At 55.5% G+C, this 25291-nt stretch carries 24 protein-coding genes; 14 read left to right on the top strand and 10 right to left on the bottom strand.

Annotated features, from left to right (window positions below; all coding sequences use genetic code 11):
* Positions 1–137: 137 nt before the first annotated feature.
* Both DYU11_RS13955 and kefF read right to left on the bottom strand, forming a co-directional pair.
* Positions 138–2024 (bottom strand): monovalent cation:proton antiporter-2 (CPA2) family protein, encoded by a 1887-nt coding sequence (locus DYU11_RS13955; protein ID WP_119668277.1) that lies wholly within the window; start codon positions 2022–2024, stop codon positions 138–140.
* On the bottom strand, positions 2021–2623 hold the full coding sequence (kefF, locus tag DYU11_RS13950; RefSeq protein ID WP_119668276.1) for a glutathione-regulated potassium-efflux system oxidoreductase KefF: 603 nt from the start codon (positions 2621–2623) through the stop codon (positions 2021–2023). The genes DYU11_RS13955 and kefF overlap by 4 nt, the downstream gene beginning before the upstream one ends.
* Positions 2624–2787: 164 nt before the next feature.
* On the opposite strand from kefF, the gene DYU11_RS13945 reads away from it, so the two are divergent.
* The 11 genes from DYU11_RS13945 to DYU11_RS13895 all read left to right on the top strand — a co-directional run bounded on the left by DYU11_RS13945 (position 2788) and on the right by DYU11_RS13895 (position 14687).
* Positions 2788–3351 (top strand): TetR/AcrR family transcriptional regulator, encoded by a 564-nt coding sequence (locus tag DYU11_RS13945; protein ID WP_119668275.1) that lies wholly within the window; start codon positions 2788–2790, stop codon positions 3349–3351.
* Between the two features lie 43 nt (positions 3352–3394).
* Positions 3395–4210, top strand: coding sequence for an oxidoreductase (locus DYU11_RS13940; protein WP_119668274.1), 816 nt, complete (start codon positions 3395–3397; stop codon positions 4208–4210).
* A gap of 123 nt (positions 4211–4333) precedes the next feature.
* Complete coding sequence (locus DYU11_RS13935) at positions 4334–4924, top strand: GNAT family N-acetyltransferase (RefSeq protein WP_119668273.1); 591 nt, start codon at positions 4334–4336, stop codon at positions 4922–4924.
* A gap of 447 nt (positions 4925–5371) precedes the next feature.
* The gene (locus DYU11_RS13930) at positions 5372–6466 is read left to right on the top strand and encodes a hypothetical protein (RefSeq protein ID WP_119668272.1); all 1095 of its coding nucleotides are present in this window, start codon (positions 5372–5374) and stop codon (positions 6464–6466) included.
* A 452-nt stretch (positions 6467–6918) separates the two neighbouring features.
* Positions 6919–7602: a hypothetical protein gene (locus DYU11_RS13925; RefSeq protein ID WP_119668271.1), complete on the top strand. Its 684-nt coding sequence runs from the start codon at positions 6919–6921 to the stop codon at positions 7600–7602.
* A 36-nt stretch (positions 7603–7638) separates the two neighbouring features.
* Positions 7639–8670, top strand: coding sequence for a sensor histidine kinase (locus DYU11_RS13920; RefSeq protein WP_119668270.1), 1032 nt, complete (start codon positions 7639–7641; stop codon positions 8668–8670).
* Positions 8671–8944: 274 nt separating this feature from the next.
* On the top strand, positions 8945–9712 hold the full coding sequence (locus DYU11_RS13915; RefSeq protein WP_119668269.1) for a LytR/AlgR family response regulator transcription factor: 768 nt from the start codon (positions 8945–8947) through the stop codon (positions 9710–9712).
* A gap of 91 nt (positions 9713–9803) precedes the next feature.
* A complete protein-coding gene (locus DYU11_RS13910) occupies positions 9804–10337 on the top strand; it encodes a putative outer membrane beta-barrel protein (protein WP_119668268.1) in 534 nt (177 codons plus the stop codon).
* A gap of 9 nt (positions 10338–10346) precedes the next feature.
* Complete coding sequence (locus tag DYU11_RS13905; RefSeq protein ID WP_119668267.1) at positions 10347–11507, top strand: cytochrome-c peroxidase; 1161 nt, start codon at positions 10347–10349, stop codon at positions 11505–11507.
* Between the two features lie 45 nt (positions 11508–11552).
* Positions 11553–13862, top strand: coding sequence for a TonB-dependent receptor (locus tag DYU11_RS13900; protein ID WP_119668266.1), 2310 nt, complete (start codon positions 11553–11555; stop codon positions 13860–13862).
* Positions 13863–13880: 18 nt separating this feature from the next.
* Complete coding sequence (locus DYU11_RS13895) at positions 13881–14687, top strand: DUF4249 domain-containing protein (RefSeq protein WP_119668265.1); 807 nt, start codon at positions 13881–13883, stop codon at positions 14685–14687.
* Here DYU11_RS13895 and DYU11_RS13890 read toward each other — a convergent pair.
* The 5 genes from DYU11_RS13890 to DYU11_RS13870 all read right to left on the bottom strand — a co-directional run bounded on the left by DYU11_RS13890 (position 14663) and on the right by DYU11_RS13870 (position 18713).
* The gene (locus DYU11_RS13890; protein ID WP_119668264.1) at positions 14663–15517 is read right to left on the bottom strand and encodes an N-acyl homoserine lactonase family protein; all 855 of its coding nucleotides are present in this window, start codon (positions 15515–15517) and stop codon (positions 14663–14665) included. The genes DYU11_RS13895 and DYU11_RS13890 overlap by 25 nt on opposite strands.
* Before the next feature lie 231 nt (positions 15518–15748).
* Positions 15749–16243: an SRPBCC family protein gene (locus DYU11_RS13885; RefSeq protein WP_119668263.1), complete on the bottom strand. Its 495-nt coding sequence runs from the start codon at positions 16241–16243 to the stop codon at positions 15749–15751.
* A gap of 58 nt (positions 16244–16301) precedes the next feature.
* Positions 16302–16883, bottom strand: coding sequence for a Crp/Fnr family transcriptional regulator (locus DYU11_RS13880; RefSeq protein WP_119668262.1), 582 nt, complete (start codon positions 16881–16883; stop codon positions 16302–16304).
* 31 nt (positions 16884–16914) lie between these two features.
* On the bottom strand, positions 16915–18501 hold the full coding sequence (treF, locus tag DYU11_RS13875; protein WP_119668261.1) for an alpha,alpha-trehalase TreF: 1587 nt from the start codon (positions 18499–18501) through the stop codon (positions 16915–16917).
* A gap of 119 nt (positions 18502–18620) precedes the next feature.
* Positions 18621–18713 carry a hypothetical protein gene (locus DYU11_RS13870; protein ID WP_229365826.1) on the bottom strand — a complete coding sequence of 31 codons (93 nt, stop codon included), beginning with the start codon at positions 18711–18713 and terminating at the stop codon, positions 18621–18623.
* On the opposite strand from DYU11_RS13870, the gene DYU11_RS32980 reads away from it, so the two are divergent.
* Positions 18701–19054: a nuclear transport factor 2 family protein gene (locus DYU11_RS32980; RefSeq protein WP_147367940.1), complete on the top strand. Its 354-nt coding sequence runs from the start codon at positions 18701–18703 to the stop codon at positions 19052–19054. The genes DYU11_RS13870 and DYU11_RS32980 overlap by 13 nt on opposite strands.
* A 209-nt stretch (positions 19055–19263) precedes the next feature.
* Positions 19264–19686: a secondary thiamine-phosphate synthase enzyme YjbQ gene (locus tag DYU11_RS13860; RefSeq protein ID WP_119668258.1), complete on the top strand. Its 423-nt coding sequence runs from the start codon at positions 19264–19266 to the stop codon at positions 19684–19686.
* 14 nt (positions 19687–19700) lie between these two features.
* Here DYU11_RS13860 and DYU11_RS13855 read toward each other — a convergent pair whose 3' ends face one another.
* The 3 genes from DYU11_RS13855 to DYU11_RS13845 all read right to left on the bottom strand — a co-directional run bounded on the left by DYU11_RS13855 (position 19701) and on the right by DYU11_RS13845 (position 24666).
* Positions 19701–20624, bottom strand: a complete 924-nt coding sequence (locus DYU11_RS13855; protein ID WP_147367939.1) for a hypothetical protein — start codon at positions 20622–20624, stop codon at positions 19701–19703.
* Positions 20625–20771: 147 nt separating this feature from the next.
* Complete coding sequence (locus DYU11_RS13850) at positions 20772–22793, bottom strand: thioredoxin domain-containing protein (RefSeq protein WP_119668256.1); 2022 nt, start codon at positions 22791–22793, stop codon at positions 20772–20774.
* Between the two features lie 226 nt (positions 22794–23019).
* Positions 23020–24666: a T9SS type A sorting domain-containing protein gene (locus DYU11_RS13845; RefSeq protein WP_119668255.1), complete on the bottom strand. Its 1647-nt coding sequence runs from the start codon at positions 24664–24666 to the stop codon at positions 23020–23022.
* A 103-nt stretch (positions 24667–24769) separates the two neighbouring features.
* On the opposite strand from DYU11_RS13845, the gene DYU11_RS13840 reads away from it, so the two are divergent.
* Entirely contained in the window at positions 24770–25246 is a 477-nt protein-coding gene (locus tag DYU11_RS13840) for a hypothetical protein (protein ID WP_229365820.1), read from the top strand.
* Positions 25247–25291: the final 45 nt, after the last annotated feature.

Genomic DNA, 25291 nt, shown 5'->3' with positions numbered 1-25291 from the left:
CCTGAAAAAGCCCTTCTCCCAATTTGGGCGGTCCGCCGATGCAGAAGGGGGCGGACAGTAAGCCCCTCTCCTTGTTATGGGCGGTCCGCCGATGCGGGAGGGGTTGGGGTGAGGGTAAATCCCAAAAAGAAAACGGATCAGTTCGTTTGCTGATTGGCTTCCCGGCGCAGCGATTCAGAGTCCCAGCCTTCTTCGACTTCCCGAAGCCAGCGATCGGTCTCGTCTGAGCTTATCAGCTGCTCCAGTTCGCGGATGCGTCGGCGGGCGGTGCTGAAGTACTGTTTCTGATCATGACGGACAGACGCCAGTTCCGACAGTGCTTCTTCGTCGTGTTTGCGGAACAGCCGCGCCGACCGTTCGGCGTGGTAGGCCCGCAGCCCCAGCAGCCGCATGGCATCCACGCCCGTCCGCAGCGATGAATCCAGCGTTTCGCGGTACACGTGCTCGATGCCCGCGTCCATCAACTCGTAGGCATCGTCGCGGTCGCGGGCACGTACCAGGATTTGCAGATGCGGAAAATGTTTCTTGATCGTTTCGACCAGTTCCAGCGACTTTTCGGGTGAGTCGAGGGCAATCACAATCACTTTGGCTTCCTCCGCCCCGGCCGATTTGAGCAGGTCATAGCGCGATGCGTCCCCGTAGTACACCTTAATGCCGATTTTGCGGAGAATATCCACCCGGTCGGAGTCAAAATCCAGAACGGTGGTGCCGATGCCGTTGGCCCGCAGAAACCGCCCGACAATGTTGCCGTACCGCCCGAACCCCGCCACAATGACCGGGTTGGATGCGGAGAACTGATCCGACGCTTTTTTGTCCTGGGCGGTCGTGCCGATGCGGGGCAGCAGCAGTTTTTCATTCACCAGAAAGACGATGGGGGTCAGGGCCATGCTGAGCGCTACGGCCGCCGTCAGCAGGCCAACCGTTCGGGTATCCAGAATGCCGTTCTGCAGGGAGAACGACAAGAGCACAAACGCAAACTCACCCACCTGCGAGAGGGCCAGCGAAAAAATGAGATTCTGATCCGTACTGAGTTTAAAGCGCCGGCCCAATACGGCCAGCACGATGGCTTTCAGGGTCATCATGCCCAGCACCACCCCAACGACCAGCAGTGGGTTTTCCTGGATGAGGCCGAAGTCAATCGAGGACCCGACGGAGATGAAAAAGAGGCCCAGCAGCAACCCCCGGAACGGGTCAATGTCGCTTTCCAGTTCGTGTTTGTATTCACTGTTGGCCAGCACCACCCCCGACACGAAAGCACCCAGGGCCGGGCTGAGTCCCACCGATTCCATCAGCAGGGCCACACCACCCACCAGCAGCAGGGCTGAGGCAATGAACACTTCCCGCAGCCCCGTACTGGCAATGATCCGGAATACCGGACGCATCACAAACCGGCCCAGCATGACGACGGCCAGCACGGCCCCCAGCACGGCCAGGGTCTGTAACCAGCCGGGCAGATCGGCCAGCAGCGTATCGTGGCCGCCCCCTTCGCCCGACTCCGAGAGTGGATACGTAGCCAGCAGGGGTAAAAGCGCCAGAATGGGAATCACGGCGATGTCCTGAAACAAAAGCACCGAAAACGTACTCTGTCCCGAAGCGGCCTGCATCAGCCCCTTCTCATTCATGGTCTGCAGCACAATAGCCGTCGACGACATTGTCAGGATCATGCCCACCGCGAGGGCCGCCTGCCACGGTAAGCCGGTCAGCATGGCCAGGCCGCTGATCACGACCGTGGTAAGAACGACCTGCAGGCCACCCAGCCCGACAATGGGCACGCGCAGTTTCCAGAGCAGGTCGGGTTCCAGTTCCAGACCGATCAGAAACAGCATGATCACGACGCCGAACTCCGCTACGTGCATAACGTCCTGCCCCTCTTCACCAACGAGTCCCAGACCATCCGGGCCAATGACCATACCGGCCAGCAGGTAGCCGAGCACCGAACCTAAACCCAGCCGTTTGGCAATGGGCACAAAAACAACACCGGCAGCCAGGTAGACAATGGCTTGTAGTAGAACAGACTGGCTCATAACGATTGTTTTTCGATTAAAAAGTCATTGGCGTAGGCAAACTGGGCGGCATGGTCGGGGTTGAACTCATCGGCGGTCAGTCGCTCCAGCAACGTGCGGTACTGCTGGACGGCTTCCAGAATACCTTCTTCCGCAATGCGGTGCGTACCGTGCACGACGAAGGGGGGGAGGTACAGCATCTTGCAGAGCAGGGCCGTCTGTTCGAACGGAGCCAGAAACTGGCGGACGGTGTAGCGGTTATAACCGGCTTCCTGGTACGCTTCCTGGCGTCCGCCCGTGGTCATGACGTTCATCATTTTCTTGCCGGTCAGCGCATTACCCTGCCGGCCGTACGCCCAGCCGTGTTCGAGTGTCAGGTCGATCCACTGCTTGGTCATGGCCGGAGCGCTGTACCAGTACATGGGGTGATGAAGCAGTACGTAGTCGTGGCGAAGCAGGAGCTCCTGCTCGCGGTCAATGTCAATGTCAAAATCCGGATACTGTTCATACAGGTCGTTGACTGTCACCAGCGGTACGTCACTGGCTGCTTCGAGAAGTCGTTGATTTACCCGCGACTTCTCCAGAGCGGGGTGGGCAAATTGAATTAAAACAGAAGCCATGAATGTAGGGATTCCATAGAGTGCGTGCAAAGCTATGGATAAGGTATGGTGAATGTTAGAGTAGGGGAAGGTAAGAAAAAAGGATGGATTAAAATAGTGCGTTCAGGATTATGCATGAACCATTCTGACGAGTCTGCTGTATATAGAGTGATTAGTCAATCAATATGGAAAAGCAGGAACAGATCTATCGGGCGGCTTTGGCCTTGTTTGCGCAGTATGGCTTTCACGGAACGCCAACCAGTCGGATTGCGCAGGAAGCAGGGGTGTCAAATGGAACGCTGTTTCATTATTTCAAGACAAAAGAAGAACTGATCATTGCCTTGTACAACAAGATCAAGAACGATATCAGCCAGTACCTGTCGGCCGATATGAATCCGGAAGAAAAGTTTGAACTGGTCTTTAAGCGGTTGTTTATAAAGTCTTTATACTGGGCGGTTGATAACTCGCAGGCGTTTTTTTACATCCAGCAAGTGCACGTCTCTCCGCACTACGAACAAGTGCCGGCCGACGTAATCATGGAGCAAACACGTAGTCATCGGCAGCTGATTGAGCGTGGGTTGGCCGAAGGAGCGCTTAAACCGATGTCAGTTGAATTGATATATACCCTCCTCTCCAGTCAGGTGTTCGGCGTTTATCAATTCCTGACGGCGAATGAACAGACAGAAGCTGACCAAAAACAAGTGATTCAGCAGGCAGCCGACCTGGTTTGGCACATGCTGAAGGCATAAAAAATTTACCAACATAATAGAGTGATTAGTCAATCTAAATACGATGAAAAACAAAACTGTCCTGATCACTGGTGCGTCCAGTGGAATCGGCAAGGCTGCGGCCCTGCTGTTGAACGAAACCGGATACCGGGTATATGCCACGGCCCGGCAGCTCGAAAAAATGAAAGACCTCGAACAGGCCGGAATTCGGGTTATGGCTATGGACGTAACCAACGAGGAATCGATGGTGGCTGTTATGAAGGCAATCGGGCAGGAAGCGGGGGCCATCGATGTGCTGGTCAACAATGCAGGCTACGGGTCTTACGGAGCCGTAGAAGATGTGCCCATTGCGGAGGCTAAGTACCAGTTTGAGGTAAATGTGTTCGGATTAGCCCGACTGGTGCAGCTTGTACTGCCCGCTATGCGCGCCCAACGGTCGGGCCGGATCATCAACATTTCGTCCATCGGGGGGCGAATAGGGGAGCCGCACGGGGCGTGGTACCACGCAACCAAGTTCGCCCTGGAAGGCTTCAGCGACAGCTTACGGATGGAACTCCGGCAGTTTGGCATTGAGGTCGTAGTTGTTCAGCCCGGTGCGATCAAAACGGAATGGAACGGCATTGCCCGAACGAATCTTCTGAACGTTTCAGGCGCTACGGCGTATAAAAACCTGGTCGAGAAGCACGTCCGATTGCTGAAAGCGGCCGATGACCGGGGTTCGGAGCCGGAGGTGATCGCTCAGATCATTGCTAAAGCGATCAGGGCGAAAACGCCCAAAACGCGGTACGCAGCCGGTGCCGGCGCATCCTTGATACTGACCGCGCGCAAGCTGTTGCCCGATCAGGCCTTCGACCGGCTGGTGCTGAGCCAGATGAAATAGCCCAGTGTTCTGTACCAACCCGCCCGCTATGGGTATCGGGCGGGTTGGACTGAAGTTGCCTACACGGGGGCGGTGGCTATCTTTCCAAACGCTTATTTTGCAGCAACTAGTCTGTTCATTCCCATGCCTGAGCCAGCTACCTTGTTTCCCCGGCCAATCACTCTCCCCGATGGCGAAGTGCTAACGATCCGTTTGTTGCAGCCAACCGACGCGGCTACGCTCTACAACTACCTGTCCGGCCTTTCGGAGCAGTCGAAAAGCTACTTCGGACCGCATCCGTTCGACGAAGCGACGGCGCAGCTGATCTGCGATACCCTTGATCCGACGCACACGCTCCGCTTGATAGCCAGTCGGCAAACCGGCGACGTGGTAGCTTATATGCTGCTTCTCCTGGGTGTTTTGCCCGATGATCTGGCGCGTCTTCAGGCCGTTAAGTACCCAATTCAGCTTGACAAAGCCGGTACGGTAGCGCCGTCGGTGGCGGATGTGTATCAGAGCCGGAAGCTGGGCAGCCTAATGCTGGAACACCTGCTTGAGACCGGCAGGAGCCTGGGTAAGTCCCAGGTTGTACTCTGGGGCGGGGTGCAGAAGCGAAATCAGAAAGCGGTTAATTTCTACACCAAATTCGGATTCATGCCGGTTGGCTCGTTCTGGCGGGGCGATATCGACAACTACGATATGGTGCTCACCCTGGATGATTTGCCGCACAGATGAGCCGAAAGACGGAGAAGTCTGATCTTAATCAACACTTAATTCCTGACTAATTTCGATTTAACCCGGTCGGGTGATCTTTGTCTAAAGAAAATGACGTATCCACCGATAATTCATTTCGACGAAAGACTATTGACCACCGTAACTTAAAATCATAATTCCATTAGTACCATCGTACTTGAGAGTAAAAACTGTTCATAATAGAGAAGGTTGAAACACCCGGTCCAGTTTGAGGCCGGGTTTGTTTTTTTATCCGTTAAGGTCTGAATACCAGCTAATACAATGGCGGCTGCTCCCGAACGGCGAAAGCTTATGGCCCTCGATCCGGTGTGCCAACGGCTAAGAACGTATTGGCTACGGTTCATGGAGCGTTCTGCGTCAGCCAGGCTGATTTAGTTGGTGCCCACCCATTGCGGTATCACCTTTGGGCATGAATTACTGGACACCATCATGCTCGGATTTATTTTCTTTCTAATCACCCTGATTTTCTGGCTTGGAATGGCCCTGTTTACTGCTTCCAAACCCACGCTGGTCGGCGAGAATGCCATGGGCTACGGGCTTGGTCTGGCTTTCTTCGGACTTGGCTTTGCTATCAGTGCGCTGGCCTTGACCCTTACGTTACTCATCAAAGGAAATTTTCATTGGGTGGCCAGCGGCACTTCCGGGCGATCGGCGGTGGTGCTGTCAACCTGGCTATTTATAACCATAACCACCTTTTTCTGTGCCGTATTCAAGTGGGAATGGCACAGTAATACTGATCTGACGTATCCTTATTTTTTACGCATCGTAGCCACCTGGCACGGTCAGATATGGATACCGCTGCTCTGGCTGGTGGGTTGTCTGCTGTCTCTGAATACTGATTGGCAGTCGAGCCTTTCCAGTACGTTGATCAGAGCGCCTTTTTGGGGAGGGTTGTTGCTCAGCGGCCTCTATTGCGGGGGATTATTGGTGGGCTACGTGCGGGACTCAGCCGCCAGCGCCCGGGCTGATCTGGAACACAGGCAGCAGCAGCGGGACAGATGGCACCAGCAAAACCTGGACTATTTAGCCTCACAAACGCCCAGTAACCCGATCATGTTTCTACTGGGCTACGCCAACCGGTTTCAGGATGAAGATATTCGCCAGGCAGCTATCAAAAAGATCAGGGCGCATTCTGATTGGGAAGCCAAGATTCTGGCCCTGCTTGAGCACGAGCACACGGCCCGTGAGGTATATTATTTTCTGGATGGTAATGCCGTGACGCAGAAGGAAGCGTTTGCCCGGGCGCTTAATAAGAGCCTGCTACCTCTGGCTTCGACAATTGCCGCCGACATCCGGGACAGCAACAACCTGCAAAACTGGAGCTTCGACATGTACGGCATTGAGCAGGTGCTTCGGGCAATCGATTACCAGTTTCAGGGGACCGGGGTTGATTTTTACCCGAATGTGTACCGACTCAGACAAGCGCTGGAAACGACACCTCCCGAACGATTCAAAGGCGTACGGTTCACCATTGCGCAAGTCATCGACGGTTGGCTACAGACCCATAAACAGCAAACACGTTGAGCCGGTGGCTACCGGGTTGTCTACGTCTTCACAGAAAAAAAGTGAAAAATAAGCCGGCTTCTCTATCAGGGCACACAATAAAGTAGGCCGGGGGGCGTTTTAAAGGTGTTCTGTTCGCAAAACCCAGCTCCCAAGGCTGGGTTTTTTTGTGCCCTTGTCGGTAGTTGTCCAGTCTGCTGAACGGTTCTTCGTCACCTGCACGGCAACGGGTTCGGTGGTTGCGCAGGCAGCGTGTGGTCTGGTTGGCAACCTGAACAGGTTCAGCCCCCCGGCCGGTTAATGAACCTGGTTGGACAGAAATCCCCATTCAGTTCGCCCCGTCTTCTCAAACGCTTCGCCCCCGGTATTCCGACGGTTGACCCTCAACCCGCTTTCGAAACGTATCTGTCGTCGCCAATTTTGATTCGTCAACGCGACAAGAACAGATCGTCAACCAAAAAATAAGACAAGCCATGAAAGCGTCAACGATTACCTTCTTTGCCCTGGTGGCCATCCTTGGAATTGCAACTTCCGTTTCTGCTCAGGACCAGCCGGTTCGCTCAAAGTCCTTTCCGTACTCAAATCGTTTTACGCTGGGCGGAGGGGTTAGCCAGCTGCTGCTCGGTGGCTTCAACGTACAGGCCGAATACACGACCAATCGCCTGGTGTTCGACTACTCCCACGGCTTCAACATTACGTTGAGCGGGCAGTCGGCTTCGCCAGTTGCCCAGGATCAGAAACTCTCCGAAAAGCTCACCTCAACCCTGGGCATCGGGGTTGGTTACCGCATCACGCCAACGTTCGACCTTCGTTTTGAGCCGAAACTGCACATGTATGAGGTCTATTACGATGGACAGCCGCAGGTGGCCGCCAACCGCGTTACGTCGTACCGGACCGTAACGCTTGGCCTGGGTGCTTATTACCGCTACTATCCCTTCCGCAGGCAGGACAACGCCCTGGCCGGTATTCTGGTGATGCCGAGCGTACGCTACTGGCCGAACGTCTGGAGTTCGCTGGACAATAACAAGCTGACCTATGCCAACCGGGTGACGGAGCGTACCGAAACCTACAAGGCTGCTTCGCAGGGATTTCCTGGAACGGGCGGCCTGCTGGCAAACGTAACCATTGGGTATACCTTTGGGCTTCGTAAAAAGTAGTAACTTACAGTGCCTTCATATCGAGCCAGTTATCTCATGGACACAACGGACGCAAAGCCCTATACACTGAACGACCTGACGTTACGATTGATCGGTATCCCGCTGTTCGGCTTCCTGGTTCCGGCTCTCCTGCACGCCGACGAGTTTCGGGAGTTTGCGCCAACAATCTGGATGCACCTGATCGTCGGGATCTGTACAACGCTGCTAGTGTGGGAAGGTAACCGATTGATTATGATCTATATGCGCCGTGCGTTTCCCAACTATAACCAGACCACTAAACGGCTCCTGGGCGAAGGAGCGCTGGCCCTGGTCTACACCTTCGTGGCTACGTATCTGCTGGACGAAGTGGTGTGCAAAGCAATTTTTGGCAAAGAGATCGATCCGTTTACCGGCTTTCGCACGAGTCTGATTCCAACGGTGGTGGTGTATCTGGTCTACGAAGCTGTGTATTTTTTCGAGGCCTGGAAGGCGAACGTCCGCAAAACCGAAGCCCTGGCCCGTGAGAGTGTACAATCGCAGCTGGAGGTGCTGAAGAACCAGCTCGACCCGCACTTCCTGTTCAACAGCCTCAATACGCTGGCCGCCCTGATCGACGACGAAAACGTGAACGCGCAGCAATACCTCGAACGCCTGTCGGATGTGTACCGCTACGTTCTGGTTAGCCGCAGCAAGAACACGGTACCGCTGGAGGAGGAAATCGGTTTCCTGGATGCGTACATCTACCTCAACAAGATTCGGTTCCGGGATAACCTGCAGGTAGTAAAGAACCTGTCGCCGGATGCGTATCGCCAGTACGTAACGCCCCTGAGTCTGCAAATGCTCATTGAAAACGCGATCAAGCACAACGTCGTCTCGAAGGAAAATCCCTTAAAGATCAGGATTCAGCAGGAAGGCGATCAGTACCTGGTGGTGGAGAACAACATTCAGGAGAAGACAATCCTCGAAAAATCGACACGCGTTGGGCTGCAAAACATCATCAACCGCTACAGTCTGCTGACCGACCGGCAGGTGGAGGTAATCCGAAGCGGAGGCCTGTTCACGGTAAAAATCCCACTTCTTTTAAATTAGCGAAAGAGTGAATGAGCGAATGAGCGAATGACCGGGCGGCCGGGTGGTGAAAGAGCGAAAGAATGAAAGAGTGAAAGAGCGAAACACAATCCAGGGTACTAACCCCAAACTACCATTTACGATCATTCATATATCTGATAGTTGCAGACTTCATCACCGAGCGTCCTAGTCTTTCACCGCCCGGTCATTCGCTCATTCACTAATTCATTCACTCATTCATTAATTCTTTCGCTCATTCACTCATTCACTCTTTCGCTCTTTTCCTCCTTGACCCATGAAAGCATTAATCATCGAAGACGAATACCCGGCAGCGGAACGGCTCGAAAAGCTGATTCGGAAGCTGGACCCGCGGGTGGAGATTGTGGGGGTGCTCGAAAGCGTAGAATCGGCGAAGCAGTGGTTCAGAATGGGGCAGCCGGTTGATCTGATCTTCTCCGACATTCAGCTGTCGGATGGACTGAGCTTCCAGATTTTCGAGTCGTTTCCGGCGCACAGCCCGATCATCTTCACGACCTCGTACGATGAATATGCGATCAAGGCGTTTCGCGTAAAGAGCATCGATTACCTGCTGAAACCCATCAAGCTGCCCGAACTGGCCGACGCGATCAGGAAGTACCAGGAATTGAAGCAGGAGTTTTCGCCCCAGGCGTACGCGAAAAAGGTTGAGTCGCTGCTCGATAGTCTGGAAATGACGCGCAAGACGCATAAGACGCGGTTTCTGGTTAAAAACGGTGAACAACTGATTCCCATTTCGCAGGAGCAGGTTGCGTATTTCTACACGGCCAACGAACTGTCGTGCCTGGTTGGTCGCGACGGACGGCAGTATCTGGTCGATTACACCCTGGAAGAACTCGAAGCCGTGGTTGACCCCCTTCAGTTTTTTCGGCTCAACCGGCAGTTCATCGCTCAGGTGACGGCTATTCAAAAGATTCACACGTATTTCAACGGCAAGCTGAAAGTTGAACTCCGGCCCGAAACCGCCCAGGAGGTGCTTGTCAGCCGCGAAAAAGCCCCGGCGTTCAAAGCCTGGCTAGACGGTTAACACCCAGCCATTGCTTTCCTGAGAATAAACGTTTGCAGGCGTCAAAAACGCGCTGCCTGGTACAACTCATGCTTTTGTAAGCCACCAGTCCATGAAAAAGCTTCTCTTCGTACTCCTCATCAGCGTAGCCGTCAGCCAATCGGCGCCGGCTCAGCAAACTCTTCGCTATACGGTCTGGGCCGACGGTGTCCTGAATGCGCAACTCCCCAAATCGAATCTGTATGGCCTGGGTGCCGGATTGCGGGCAGAGGTTAGTAAGCCGCTGCGGACATCAAAAAGCGCACTCTTTGCGCAGGTCGGCTACACCCGCTTTTCCGAGAAAGCGGCCTTCACGGCCAACATTGCGCTGCTGAACGCAGGCTACCGCTATCAGGCCCGGAAGGCTTTCTCGGCGTCGATTGGGGTTGGCGCTCAATACTGGAGCGAACGGATGCGGGTTCGCTTTACGGACTACACCATCGACGAAACCTTTACCAACGTTCTGCCCAGTGCGACCGTCGGCCTCGGCTGGCGATTCAAATCACGGTATCACGTTGGCCTCGAAAACCGGCTCTTGGTCAAGCCCGAACGGGGTCGGCTCCCCATTCGCGATAACGTCGCCTTATCCCTTGGTTACACGCTTTGATGCAACGCCATGACAACACTAAAAACCTTCGCTTTATTCGCCAGCATCGTCCTGTTTGGCACGACGGTCTACTCCTGCCAGTCGAATGGTCTGGAGGTGAATCCCGACGAAACCATCGGTGCCTTACCCCCGACGGTGATCGATCCGGCCGACAATCCACGCACACCCGAAAAGGTTGCTCTGGGGAAGGCGCTGTTCTATGACCCGATTCTGTCGGGCAACAAAGACGTGTCCTGCGCGACCTGCCACCACCCGAATCTCGGCTACGGCGATGGCCTGGATCTGCCGATTGGCGTTGGGGGTGAGGGGCTGGGCAATAGCCGGCGGTTTCGCTCACCGGGCGTAATTCCGTTCACCAAACGCAATACGCCCACGCTGCTGAATGTCGCCTTCAACGGCATCGACGCCCACGGTACGTATAATCCCGTTACGGCCCCGATGTTCTACGACCTCCGGGCGTCGTCGCTGGAAGCGCAGTCGCTGCTGCCGATTGCAGCCTTTGAAGAAATGCGGGGCGATGTGTTCACCGAAGCAACCGCCATCGATAGTGTGCTGGCCCGGCTACGCGCCATTGCCACGTATCGCGAGTCGTTCAGGACGGTGTTTGGTGGGAATACCGCCATCACGGCGCAAAACCTGGGGAAGGCCATAGCGGCTTTCGAGCGGACGCTGGTTACCAATAATGCGCCGTTCGATCGGTATCGGCGCGGGGATGCCTCGGCCATGACCGAAGCCCAGAAACGGGGGATGGTGCTGTTTATTCAAAACGGCTGTACTACCTGCCACAGCGGGCCCATGTTCAGCGATTACAAAGCCCACGTACTGGGTGTTGCCGACAATGACAAGCTGGGCTTCTCCGATAAGGGCAAAGACAACAAATACGCGTTCCGCACGCCGACGCTGCGCAACATCGCCCTGACGGCCCCTTACATGCACAATGGCAAACAGCAGTCCCTCGCCGACGTACTGACGTTCTACGACCGCGTTCGGGACGGCGAACAGTTAAATCCAAATGTGGCGGTTAGCCAGCTGGATTCACTGCTACGCCCCCGCGTAACCCTCAGCAATGACCTGATCGAATTCATGCACGCTTTGACCGACAACAGCTTCGACAAGTCTATTCCGAGCCAGGTGCCGAGCGGGTTACCGGTTGGTGGGAGAATTCAATAGCTAGATCAACAAACGGCCATCAAAAGAGACTGACCCGTCAACATCATGAAAAAATGCCTTCTTTTCTGCCTGCTGGTGGGTAGTACCGCCCAGGCTCAGCCCTACCTGACGGTCAGCGGACAGGTAAGCGATGCGGCTTCCGGAGTGGGCCTTCCCGGCGCAGCTATTACGGTGCTGGAACGAGCCGGCAACGGTACCCGAACGGACAGCGATGGTCGGTTTGTCCTGACGCTACCGGTCGGCAAACAGACGGTACGTGTCTCGTATCTGGGCTACGTTGCACAGCGCCTTACGCTGAACGTGAACCGCAGCGAAGTCATTAATATCCGGCTGAAAGCGGCCGACAATCAGCTCAGCGAGGTCGTTGTGACGGGGCAGAGCAATCAGGATAAAGTGATGTCGACGCAGACGAGCGTGGACGTAGTGGATCGCAAAACAGCCCTGTCGCTGCCGGTCGTGTTCGGCGAGGTGGACCTGATCAAAGTGCTGCAATTGAAACCGGGGGTTAAATCGACGGGGGAGGGGACCAGTGGCATCAGCGTCCGCGGGGGCAGCACCGACCAGAACCTGTTCCAATACGATGGAACAACGGTCTACAACCCCAGCCACATGTTCGGCTTCTTCAGTACGTTCAATATCGATGCGGTCAAAAACGTATCGCTCTACAAAGCAGGCTTCCCGGCCGAGTACAGCGGTCGCCTGTCGTCGGTGGTTGACGTTACGTCATTGACACCCAGAGATAGTAGTTTTCACATCGGTGGCGGCATTGGCCTGATTGCATCCCGGCTGAACGTAACGGGCCCGATCGGCAACAAAATCAAGTTCAACGTAGCGGGTCGACGCACCTACGCCGATGTGTTCACTGAAGCCATCAATCGACGCAATGGCGACCGGCCCAATGCGAACCCGATTCCGCGCTACTACTTCTACGACCTGAACGGACGTATTGACTACACCATCAATGACCGGAGCCGACTTTTCCTGAGTGCCTATACCGGCCGCGATCGGTTCCATCTGCCATCCGATGTGTTTCGCAGTACGTTCGACTGGGGTAATACAGCCGTTTCGCTGCACTGGCATCAGACGTCGAAGGATGCGCGCTGGAACAGCCATACGTCCGGCCATTACGCCAGGTATGATTATCGACTGGTGTCGACCTTCGACCGGTTTACGTTCAACATTGGGTCGGGCATTGCCGATTTTGTTTTGAAAGAACGGGTTTCGTGGCAGCCCGGTCCGCGGCATACAGTGACGTTTGGCGGGGAGTTGACCCGGAGCCGGTTTTCGATCTCGCGGGTAAATATTTCGAGCGCCAAACCGGAAGAAAATATCGATACGGGCGAAAAACCGCGTGTTTGGGAGGGCGGCTTGTTCATTAGCGAAGACTGGGACATATCGCCGAAGCTGAAGCTTAGCGCCGGTTTACGCTGGTCGGGATTCCGGCAGGACAGCGCGGGCTACAATGCTCCGGAACCGCGTATCTCGGCCCGCTACGCCTTTAGTCCGTCGGTGTCGCTGAAGGCTAGCTACGCCCGCATGGTGCAGTATCGGCACCTGGTTGTCAGTTCGGGCGCGGCTTTGCCCACCGATATCTGGTACCCATCGACCGCGAAGATTAAGCCTGAGTACAGTGACCAGCTGGCCGCGGCCCTGACCTGGAACATTGGCAACCAGTTTCTGCTGACCAACGAAGTGTACTACAAGCGGCTGCGCCAGGTTGTCGACTTTAAAACGGGGGCGCAGTTATTCGCCAACGACCGGCTGGAAAACGAGTTTGTTTTCGGCAACGGCAGCGCCTACGGCAACGAAATCTACCTGGAAAAAACGTCGGGACGGCTCCGTGGCTGGGTAGGGTATACCCTGGCCTGGACCTGGCGTACGTTTGAGGATATCGACGGTGGTCGGCGGTTCTTCCCGCGCTATGACCGACGGCACGACATCTCGGTCGTAGCGATGTATCAACTACGCCCCCGCCTGACGCTGTCGGCTACCTGGGTGTATAATACCGGTAATGCCGTATCGCTGGCAACAGGCCGCTACGTAGCGATGGATAACCCGTACGTACGGGTCGAAAACCCGGTCGACCAGGTGGTGCCCGAGTTCCCGAGCCGCAACAATTACCGCATGCCGCCTTACCACCGGCTGGACCTGGGCTTCGTGTATAAATTCCGTCCTAAACGGGGCGATACGGACATCACGTTCAATGTAACGAATGCCTACAACCGCCTGAATCCGTACCTGATTACGTATCAGGCTGAGGAAAATTCGGAGGGCGAGCCGACCGGCCGGTTTCGGGCACGGGCCATTACGTTGTTTCCGCTGCTGCCTTCCGTTACGTACAATTTCCGGTTTTAACGCTTCATTCGTGTAAACATGAAACTGACAAAAGTTACCTACGTACTGACTGTACTGGCAGGCCTGGGCCTGGCTGCCTGTCAGCAGGATATTGACGTTGATCTGCCACCCTACGAGCCTAAACTCGTGCTGGAATGTTACCTCGAAGAGGGTCAGCCGGTGCGTCTGACGTTGCTTGAAAGCCGGGGCTACCTGGATGTAGCCAGCCTGCCGCTGGTCGATGGGGCGACTGTCGTGCTGTCGCATCAGGGCCTGAACGATACCATCCCGAACGTACCGTTTGTGGATCGCGCTACTGGAAAGTCGTACAATTATAGTAGCCCGACGCCAATCAAAACCGACTACGATTCGCCGTACACCCTGACGGTTACGGATAAGCAGGGCCGTAGGTTAACGGCAACGACGCGGTTTATCAGACCCGTCGCCATCAAGAGCATCACGCCCGAGTTCAACCAGAACGGTGAAGCCTACGGCCTGACCAAATTCGACGACAATCCGCAGCAGAAGAACTACTACCGGCTGACGCTGACCCGGAATATCCGGGTGGATACCCTGTCGCTGGATGCGTTGTTGGACGATGCGTTTTCCAACGGCGAGGAGATCAACTGGGGCTCCGGCTATACGTTTAAAAAAGGAGACACCATTCACGCGACGCTGTATCACTGCACCGAGGACTACTACAAGTTTCTGACTACGGCACAGAGCGCCCGCCAGGCTAATGTCAACCCGTTTGCCGCATCCGGTGAGGTGATCAGCAACGTCAGGGGTGGGCTGGGTGTGTTTGCAACGCTCACGTACGATTACCGGAGTGTAGTCATTAAGTGAGTGCGGACAATCCGGCCGTTTTTAAGACGTTCAGCGGACTGGGCGTCGTGGGTTGGCAGGTAGATGGTCGGGCGCTCTTGGCAATAGGATCGGATTGCGCCGAGGGTTCGGCGGGCGGCTGCCTTATCAATGCAGATGCCCGCTACCTGGTGCTCCAGGAGCTGTTGTTCGGTGAACGTCGTGTCGCCGGCGAAGAACAGGTCGACGGTAGCACCGCGAAAAATAACCGACTGGTGACCGTGCGAATGACCATGCGTTGGGACGATAATCACCCGGCCATCGGTTGTCAGCGGATAGGCTTTGCCGAACTGGTTGTGGGCGTACCCCCCTTCAATCCTGCGCGGGTTGAACCAGCCCGGAAACGTACAGGGCACCGAGCCGTAGGGCTGCTCATATTCGTTGCGTGACACCAGGATTTCGGCCCTGGGGAAGTAGCGCAGGCCGTCAGTATGATCGATGTGGAGGTGCGTCAGAACGACCCAGCGCACGGCATCAGGTGGGATACCCAGCGCTTTCAACTGAGGGCCGATCTCCAGTTGTTCCTGAATCCTGAAGCGAAGAATGTGTTTGGTCACCCAGCCGTCGGCTCCTCCGCAGTCGAAGTAGTGGGGTTCGGTTACGCGCTGGTTCTCGCCGGTATCAATCACAATAACCCCTTCCGGGTGCTCGATCACCCACACCCAGATGGGTAGCCACTCCGTCCAGAACGGATCGAGCAGAATGATGGGCGCTCCCAGACTCGGGCTCCGGTGCGATCGCTTGACCTGCACGAACCCGCAGTTGATGGCGTGAACCCTAACCCCGTCGATGGTGGTAGTGATGGGAGGCATGAGAGTGAAAGAGTGAAAGAGTGAATGAGCGAAAGAGTGAAAGAGTGAATGAGCGAAAGAGTGAATGAGTGAATGAGTGAATGAGTGAAAGAGTGAATGAGTGAATGAGCGAAAGAGCGAATCACAATCCAGGGTACTAACCCCAAACTACCATTTAAGATCATCCTTAAATTAGATAGTTGCAGACTTTACCGCCCAGCGGCCCGACCATTCACTCATTCGCTCATTCACTCATTCACTCTTTCGCCCATTACTCACCGCAATCGCGTTGATCGTTTTCATGACATCAGGCAGCATGGCCCGGTAGTTTTTGCCCAGGGCCTTGCCAAAAAGCCCTTTGGTTAGTCCGGTAAACCAGACTTCGTGCGTAAACAGCGTTTTATCCGCTTGCCGGGTCAGATACCGCCTGACGTACAGGGAGCCGAGCGGAAGCTTCGTCCGGAACGTGTACGATTCGTTCGGGACAATCGAATCGATGACGAACGTCGATTTAGGGCCTTTGTCTGGAATCAGAACCCCTTTCGTGCCCACCTGAAACGGACCGCGCAGTTCGGCCGATTGCAGACCGCGGTCCCATTGGTTCCAGTTCGGTACGTCGGTCCAGATCTGCCAGATTCGTTCGGCAGAAGCCGTGGTTTCGAGGGTGTGGCTGAAGTGGGTGTGACGCTGCTGGGCCTGGGTGGTTATGGCCGCAGTAAGAAACGCAACAGTAAGCATACCTTTCATGATTCTGTCTGAGTTGTGTACCACAAAGATCAGAACCACCCAACGGCGGCTACTTCACCTATGTTAAGTTCGTCAGGTTTTTCCGGATCCGGCTCAGCGACTGGGGAGCGATGCCCAGGTACGAAGCCAGGTATTTGAGCGGTATGCGCTGAATCATGGCCGGTTCTTCGGTAAGCATACGCCGATACCGATTTTCGGCCGTTTCGGTCTGGAGTTCGGTCAGAATCTCCTCCGTAAAATGACTGACTTCCTGAATCACCGACTGGATGAATTTTCGCCAGTTGGGTATCTGATCGTAGAGCGTCTGCAGGTCGCTGTACGAAATCTGAAGCAGCGAACAGGCCTCGATGGCCTGAATGTTTTCCGTTGCCGGTTTGCGGGTCGAGAAGCTGTATTGCGACGTAAACAGGTAGTCGTCGAAGGTGAAAAACTTGGTTTTGTCGACGCCGTCTTTCCAGACGAAAAAGCGCAGCAGGCCCTTGTCTACGTAGTAGAGATGGGTACAGATGCGCCCTTCTTCGAGCAGAAAATCCCCTTCCTTCAGCCGCCGGGGGACGAAGAAACGCTCAACCAGGGCCCATTCGCTGTCGGTGAGTGCTACGCGTCGATTAATAAAGTTTCGAAAGTGTGTGGTGTCCATTCCGATGTGAAATGAATGATCCGCTTCGGGGCTACTGTGGCTGCGGTTGTTCAGTCAGGGCCGTTTCCCAGTCGACAAGCCTACCATCGTTTGCCTGAAGAGACAGATAGATCCCGTTCGTCCAGCCAAAGCCATCCTGGTTGGGGTACTCACCACCGCCCGCAGGCAGGTTCGTGTTGATGACGTTATACTTCTCCATCATCTTGCCCGTGTTCTGGAACACGGTATCATTGAGGCCAAGCCAGCGCTCCCGAAGCTTAGCGGCCGTATCCAGGAAGCCGTAGCGAATCAGGGCCTGATGGGCAATCCACTGCAGGGGAGCCCAGCCATTGGGGGCGTCCCACTGCTGGCCACTGGTGTGCAGGGTTGATACAACCCCGCCTGCCTGCAGAAACTTCGTTTTTACGTGTTCGTGAATACGTTCGGCCTGTTCGGGACTGGCAATGCCCACGTACAGCGGAAACAGACCCGCCAGTGACCAGACCGGCGTATGCTGGTTACTGACACTGTCGTAATCCATGAAAAAGCCGGCCTCTTCATTCCAGAAATAGGTCAGAATGTTCCGGCACCGGGTGGCCGCGAGCGCATCGAAGCGTTCGGCAGCTTCCAGAAAATTGCTTTGTCGATACGCCAGGGCCAGGGTGCGTTCAAGGTAGTATAGCAGGCAATTCAGGTCAACCGGTACGATTTCGGTGGTCCGGATGGTAACCAGGCGCTGTTCATCCGCAAACCACCGACAGCTGAAATCCCAGCCGGTTTCGCAGGCCGCCCGTACGTGTCTGTAGAGCACGGAAGGCTGTATGCCCAGCGAAAAGGCTTCCTGCGCCAGTTCTACGTCTTCGCGGTAGGATTCGGGCCGGGGAGCGGGCGTATCGTCCCAGTAGCGGTTAAGAATAACGCCATTGGGCAAACAGATGACCCGCCTGAACGACGATTCTGCTTCGCCGAGCCGGAAATAGCCGTCGACCCAGAAATTATATTCCTTCTGCAGAAACGGCAGGTAACGCGTGAGCGTTTCGGGACCGTCGATGTCGGCGAGCAACCTGACCATATAGGCGAAAAACGGCGGCTGCGACCGGGTTATGTAGTAGCTCCGGTTGGCATTCGGGACGTGGCCATACGTATCGATCAGGTAAGCACAGTTATCGACCATGTGCCGGATATGCTCCTGTTGGCCGGACACATTCAGACCGAGCATGGTGAAGTAGCTATCCCAGTAATACATACCCCGAAAGCGCCCGCCCGGCACGATGTACGGCTTTGGGATGGGAAGCAGTGAACAGTTTGGCTGTGATTTGTGGGTAAGCTTGTCCCAGAGCTGATGCAGATGGTCGGCGGTCGACAAGGTTCGGTCGCTGACATAATCGACCAGTACGGGCGCCGGTACGATAAAGTGTGACTGCACAAATTCGTACAGGCGGAACTCGCTGTGGCTCTGTTCGACCTCGTACTGACTCAGAATGCGCTCGGGTGACTGGCGGGGGTAGGCATCGGCAAACGTAATCGAATCCGGGAATACGTGCTGCATCTGAACGTCGTGGAACAAGGGGCCGAACAACTGATCGGGCGGCAGCATGGCCGGAATTTGATTATAAACAGAAACTGGGTGGTCATTCATCAGGTATCAGTGGGTTGTCTCAGAATTACAACCAGTTATCGGCCCAGAGGTTTACGTAACGGCTGTCGAAAACTGCCGGACTACGTGCCGTGCCGTCGGCTGCCGGCCGGGCCCGACCGCTATTCCGTGGCTAACTGGAAACGCTCAGTGATGGCATGGGCGCTGCCCCAGGCGTGAATCTGGTTCAGCACCGGCACCAATGACTCCCCCAGTTGGGTCAGTGTGTACTCCGTTCGGGGAGGGATCTCGGGATAGATCGTTTTGTGAGGACGCCTTCGAGAAGTTTTACCACGATGCTATTGAAAAAAAGGACATCGACGGGGTTACAATGACCGGCAAAGCCGTGAAATACCAGCGCGGACTGGACCTGCTGGCAAACATTACGGCCGTGCGTGAACTGTCGAACAAGGGCTTTATTGTGGCCGGCGACCGGACGTTTACCACCTGGCAGGTCGATTTCGACCATGTCAACTGGGGTACCGTTAAAGGCACCGAAGTGGCCATTCAGGACTGGCAGGACGGCAAGATCATTCGGGAGCGGATTGTGCTGTAAGCAAACAGCCCGACTACCGATTGGGTAATAAAGCGCCCGAAAGCAGGGTTATAGCCAGCCTGCTTTCGGGCGTTCTGATAAGTACACCGTCGAGTTTCGCCATCCCTCTGCGCCGGACGGCCGGTGCGGAACAGCGAATCAGACAGGATAGCGGCAATCAATCCGGGTGCCGTAGCGTTGTTGAGTCGAACTACGTCTGTTTAGAGAGTATGCCCGTTATTCAACGTACCCTTCGCCTGCCCGAATACCCGCGCGGCTTCCACCTGATCACCCGAGTCATTGAGCGGGAGTTTTCGGACCTGCAACAGATTCGGGTCGGGATGCTTCAGGTATTTATTCAGCACACATCCGCCAGCCTGACCATCAACGAGAACGCCGACCCGACCGTTCGGCAGGATTTTGAAACCCACTTCAACCAGATGGTCCCCGAAAACGCACCGTATTACAAACACGATTACGAAGGTTCAGACGACATGCCGGCTCACCTGAAAGCGGCCCTGCTTGGCAGCTCGGTACTGATCCCTGTAACGAACGGTCGGCTGAACCTAGGCACCTGGCAAGGCATCTACCTCTGCGAACACCGCAACCGGGGCGGTAGCCGAACGCTCGTCCTGACGGCCTGGGGTGACTAACGTATGAAACCGGTTTAGTACGTTTCGTACTCGAAGCGAAGCGTTTCTGTCGGCGAACCGTTGGTCAGCGTCGTTCTAAGCGTAGGCAAGTTAGCCGCATTGTACTGATACTGGTAAACAGACGATGTGCTGTTGGGCCCAGGACCATTCGTGATTTCGGTCAGTACGTTGTTCTTGCTTAGAGTCAGGACATTACTAATACCACCGAAATACGTGTATTTGGCAACATAGTTACCGCTGGGAACATTATAAAATGAAGGCTCCACACCTGGCGCTGGGATGAAGAACACCCCAAAAAAAGGATTGACCTTATCATCGTAGGTAAACGTTTTCTGAAACGAGTAGCCAAAATCGGGTGTGTTGGGAGATCCGCCGAGTCTGATAATGGAATGCCGGTCTGAGGCTGCTGTCACGTTGTTTTCAGTGTAGGAAAACCCACCTCCACCAGAAACGCTCAGTCCACCGGTACCAATGTACGATCGGCTGAAGCCGGTTGGTTTGTTGTTGACCCCGTAGCTGAACGAAAGCAGGGCGGTCGAGGTAGAATTAAGCGTAGCAACCTGCCCCATGGCAGTATAGGTGTAGATGAGTGTCTCCTCATCGAGAGGAAAGGATGGCTGGCGGGTCACAATCCGGCGTTGGGCCTGAGTTAGCTGGTTCTGGGCATTGTACTGGTACGTGGTACGTTCTACCCGGGCTACCGAACTGTCGGGGGTCTGAAACGCCAGGATGAACGCAAGCCGCCCCTGCCCATCGTAGCTGAACTGGCTAACCCAGGTTTTGTTGTTGGGTAGTTCCTCTGTGATGGTTTTTACCCGCAGGCGGACATCCCGGGAGCCTGGGGTGATGGATGGCGTAAGGTGATCCGAGCAGGCAAATACCAGCCCGCCGAATAAAACCAGGACAATCAGGTGCTGAATCAAACGAGGTGCGGCCATTGTGGTTTTGAGAAATGAGGGTGGAACGAAGTTTCTACGGTACTTCGCTCCACCCAAACCACTCTAATGCCGACGACCGGTATTTGTTATTGAACGGTTATAGCCGAATAACTTAACTCCGCCCCGGTGACTGACTCAGTAAATTCGCTAGCGAACCATGCGCCAGACTTCCTCTACACTCGTGACCGGCAACTGACAGGCCCGGTTGTAGCAGACGTACACGGCCGTTTTGCCGTCGATGGGGCCGCGCTGCTGTAGCAACGGCAGTTCACTCTGGCTGGTTGTTCCGCACAGCACCTTGTTTGGATAGAATTCGGCGTCGATTTGCCGGCGGTACGTCTCGGCGTCCTGACCCACAATGGCGATTTCGGCCGTAGGACGTACCCGCAGGGCGTAGAGGGCAGCCCAGTTGGTCAGGTAATCGGCGTTTTGCTGCACCAGCGGCTGCACGCGCCCCAGCATCCGGTCGGCCCGTTCCGCGTAGGCCGGCCGTTCCAGCAGCAGGCTCAGGGCGTACAGATTGCCGGCCATAATGGAGTTTGACGACGGGATCACGTTGTCGAACAGTTCCTTGCGCCGGGCAATGAGTTCTTCCCCGTTCTTGTCGGTGAAGAAAAACAGATCGTCGTCGGGGTCCTGGAAATTATCGAATACGTACTGCGTCAGGCGGTCGGCTTCGGTGAGCCAGGTTTCGGTGAACGTGGCCTGGTACAGGGCCAGCAGTCCGTCGATTACGGCCGCGTAGTCTTCCAGAAAACCCGGTTGCCGGGCGCGGCCCGCTTTGTAGGTATGCCAGAGCCGCCCGTTCCGATTGTCGCGCATTTTCTGCAGCAGGAAATAGGCGTTCCGCAGGGCCAGCGTTAGGAACTCGGGCTCGCCAAAAATACGGTAGGCCGTAGCGAGTCCCTTCAGCATCAGTCCGTTCCAGGAGCACAGGATTTTATCGTCCAGCCCCGGCCGGATCCGTTCGTTGCGGATTTTGAACAGCCGGGCGTGGGTAGCATCGAGCCGAACGCTGAGGTCAGCCGCCGACCAGCCCATGCGTTCGGCAAAGGACTCGTCGCTTTCGGTCCGGTGGAGAATATTCCTTCCATGCTCCCAGTTTCCGTTTTCAGAGAGGTTGTACAACTCCGCAAACCAGTCGAAGTCGACGCCGAGGGCATCGCGGAGTTCGGGGGTGGTAAACGTGTAGAATTTGCCTTCTTCGCCTTCGCTGTCGGCGTCGAGGGCCGAATAAAAGCCGCCGTCCGGACTCAGCAGTTCGCGCTGGGCAAACGCAATGGTCTGGTACACGACGTGTTTATACAACGGACTCTTGGTCAGGCTATACGCTTCGCTGTAGAGAGTCAGCAACTGCCCATTATCGTACAGCATCTTCTCAAAGTGGGGAGCAAACCAGTCGGCATCAGTCGAGTAGCGGGCAAACCCACCGCCCAACTGGTCGTAGATACCACCGAGGGCCATGCGGTCGAGGGTCAGCGTGACCAGCCGGAGGGCCGTATCGTTGCCGGCCGAAACGTCGTAGTAGCGCAGCAGAAACTGCCAGATGCTCGGCATGGGAAACTTGGGTGCGCGACGCATTCCGCCTTTTTCATCGTCGGCTTTGACGTGTATTTTGCGGTAAAGTACGTCGAGGGTTTCGGCCGCGAACAGCGGAGTGGCCGGCTCCAGCCCAAACCGTTCCGAATCGGACAGGTTCAGTTCCGTCGCAAATCCCTCCGCCGACTGCGCCAGGTCGTCGCGGTGCTCATCAAACGCGTCGCGGATATTACCGAGCAGGTTTACCCAGTTCTGAGGAGGCAGGTACGTTACGCCGTAGAACGGTTTGGCGTTGGGCATCAGGAATACGTTTAGCGGCCAGCCACCCTGCACGCCCATCGCCTGCACGGCCTCCATGTAGATCGCGTCCACATCGGGCCGCTCTTCGCGGTCTACTTTGATGCAGACGAAGTTTTCGTTCATCACCCGCGCCACCGGCTCCTTTTCAAACGACTCGCGCTCCATTACGTGGCACCAGTGGCAGGCCGAATAGCCGATACTGACAATAATCGGTTTGTCTTCTTCTTGCGCTTTGGTCAGCGCTTCTTCACCCCACGGATACCAGTCGACGGGGTTGTGCGCGTGTTGAAGTAGGTATGGACTGGTTTCGTTCGCGAGTCGGTTAGCCATGTTTTCGAGTGTACGTTGAGGGTTTGTGGTTTGTAGTTGGCGGGTTTGTGGTTCGTGGTTTGTAGTTGGTGGGGTTTGTAGTTCGTAGTTTGTAGTTGATGGGGGTTTGTAGTTGGTGGGTTTGTGGTTGGGTGTGGTTAAGTGAAGCCTGCGCCTGAACCCGAAACAACGAACCACCAACTACAAACTACAAACAACGAACTACAAACCCCGAAACTCCAAACCATCACCGGGCGATTACCACCCGTCGGGTCTGGCTTTGCGTACCGTTCTGGATACGGAGCAGATAAATCCCGGCGGGCAGGGTCGCTACGCTGAGCGTTTCCCGGACACTGCTGACTGATTTTTTCAGCACCAGCTGGCCGGTCATAGTGTGTAACGTCATTTCGGTAGCCGGGGTTGGGGGGTGGGGAAAAGAAACCGATAATTCGGTCTGGGCGGGGTTGGGCGAAACCTGCATCGGGGGCAGCGTCGGCTCAACGGCCGTTACGGTCGGAATGTCGAACTGACAGAGGTACACCTCGCGGCCGGTCAGCTCGATGGTCTGCTGCCAGGATTTATACCGTACCGTCACCGCTGTCTTCTGCCCGTCGACTGCGTAGGAGTTCTGGGCAGCAATCAGAATCTTCTGGTCTTTGACCACGCCCCGCCAGACGGGCAATTGCTTGTCCATCAGGTCGCGGGCGGGTGTTTCAATCACTAGCTCGTAATTGCCCTGGAACATATCCGCAAACCGCGACAGGCGGTACAGACCGTGAATGAACTGTTCGTAGGCGTTCAGGTTCGCCGTAAACCGGCTCCCCACACCGGGTTCGTCCCACAACCACAGGCCTTTAGCGCCCGAAAAGAACGGGAAGATAGCCGTCGCTTCGGCCATGAACGGCTGAATGAGTTTTGGGTAGAACTCGGTGGTGTTGTGATACCGCAGCCAGACGTAGGGAACCACGGGTTTGTTGCTCCAGGCTCGGTTGGCCTCCACCTGAAACAACAGATAGGGCAGATAATCCCGGGCGAGCGGATTGGGGTAATCGTAGAAGTAGTAGGCCGACGGCGACAGGGCATCCAGCTGGTTGTAATACGGCCCACCAACCTGGCGTTCGGTCGAATCCTTCACGAGGTAATTGACCCGGTTGAGGTTCGTTGTCCAGTCGGCCCAGGTATTGCCGATCACGTTCAGGTACGTATTCAGGATGGGTGTATCGGCGTAGGAACTCACCACGACGTTCGACAGGTCTGCCCGTTCGCGCACGTAGCGCATGCCTTCGGCGTACAGGTTGCGCATGTCTTTTTTGTAGCGGGCGATAAACTCGGCGTCGGGTAGCTGTCGATAGGTTGCCGGTACGGCGGGGTCCTGTTTGAGCCGCAGAATGCGGGTGTCGGTTTCGCTGATGCGTTCGATGTCGAGGGTGAACCGCCCAGCCGGAAAACGATACCGGCCGTTGGCGTCTTTCTGGCCACCCGATACGTCGGACAGGTAGCGGTCCCACTTGGCCCGGTACGCATTCAGGTCATTATTCCACGGACTTTCGATGGTTTCCCAGGGTTGGTTGAGGCCGGTGGCGAAGCCCGCGTATTCCAGCGCCCACTGCCGAAGCTGCACCGACGTACCGAACTCGCCGTCCTGTACGTGAACGATGTGACTGAATCCATGCCGTAGTGGAGCCCCCTGCCGGTCGTTCAGCCGCGGACCGCCGTAGATGACCGGGAAAGGCAGCGTAAACTCCGGAAACTTGTTCCATTCGATCATATTTGGCTGGCTCACCGGGGTGAAATTGAGCCGCTCGGCGCACCGCGACTGAGCCGCAGCCGGTGGAGTCAGGCTGTTCAGCCAGCCCATTGCAAGAACAAACCAAAAGCCGTAACGAAGACGCATAGCTTGATTTTTGCCCAAAAGTAGAGAAATTTAGGCCCACTGAGGGCAATCTACGCGATAAACCAGTAACCAGCACGTTAGGTTTCTGTTACCCATGCACAACATGAAAACGAAAATTTCACTGAGAACCACAGCGTTTGCGATGCTGCTGGCTATTTTTCTGACCGGATTTTTAACCGGATGCGAGGATGATGACGGGGGCACTACCCCCGCAGCGGCTACCCAAACCGAGATGCTGGTCGGCAATTCCTGGCGGGTTAGCCGCGTTGCTACGCCTGATGGGCAGACGCTCGACCGCAACCGCCTGAACGTAACCACGCAGGTGTTGTACGATCTGGATATGCAGTTCAAGGCAGACAAAACAGTACGCGCTGTTGATAAAAATACCAAGCAGGTTATCAACGGCGGTACCTGGGAGCTGGTCGACGACAACAGGGCCATCGATGTAAACGTGACCGGCTTCAAAGGGAAATTTCCCATCGTCGAATTAACGCGGTCCAGAAAATTGATCTTACGTCAACAAGCTCCGGTCGACGGCCGACAGTCCGACATCAACCTTGAATTTGACCCGGTGCTTTAATTGACCGATTGACTGGCTGAATGAATAAGCAATCGCATTGGCTTC

The organism is Fibrisoma montanum (assembly GCF_003583365.1).
GTDB classification, from domain to species: domain Bacteria; phylum Bacteroidota; class Bacteroidia; order Cytophagales; family Spirosomataceae; genus Fibrisoma; species Fibrisoma montanum.
Note: the sequence above shows the minus strand (reverse complement) of the source record. Positions and strands in the feature narration are given on the sequence as shown.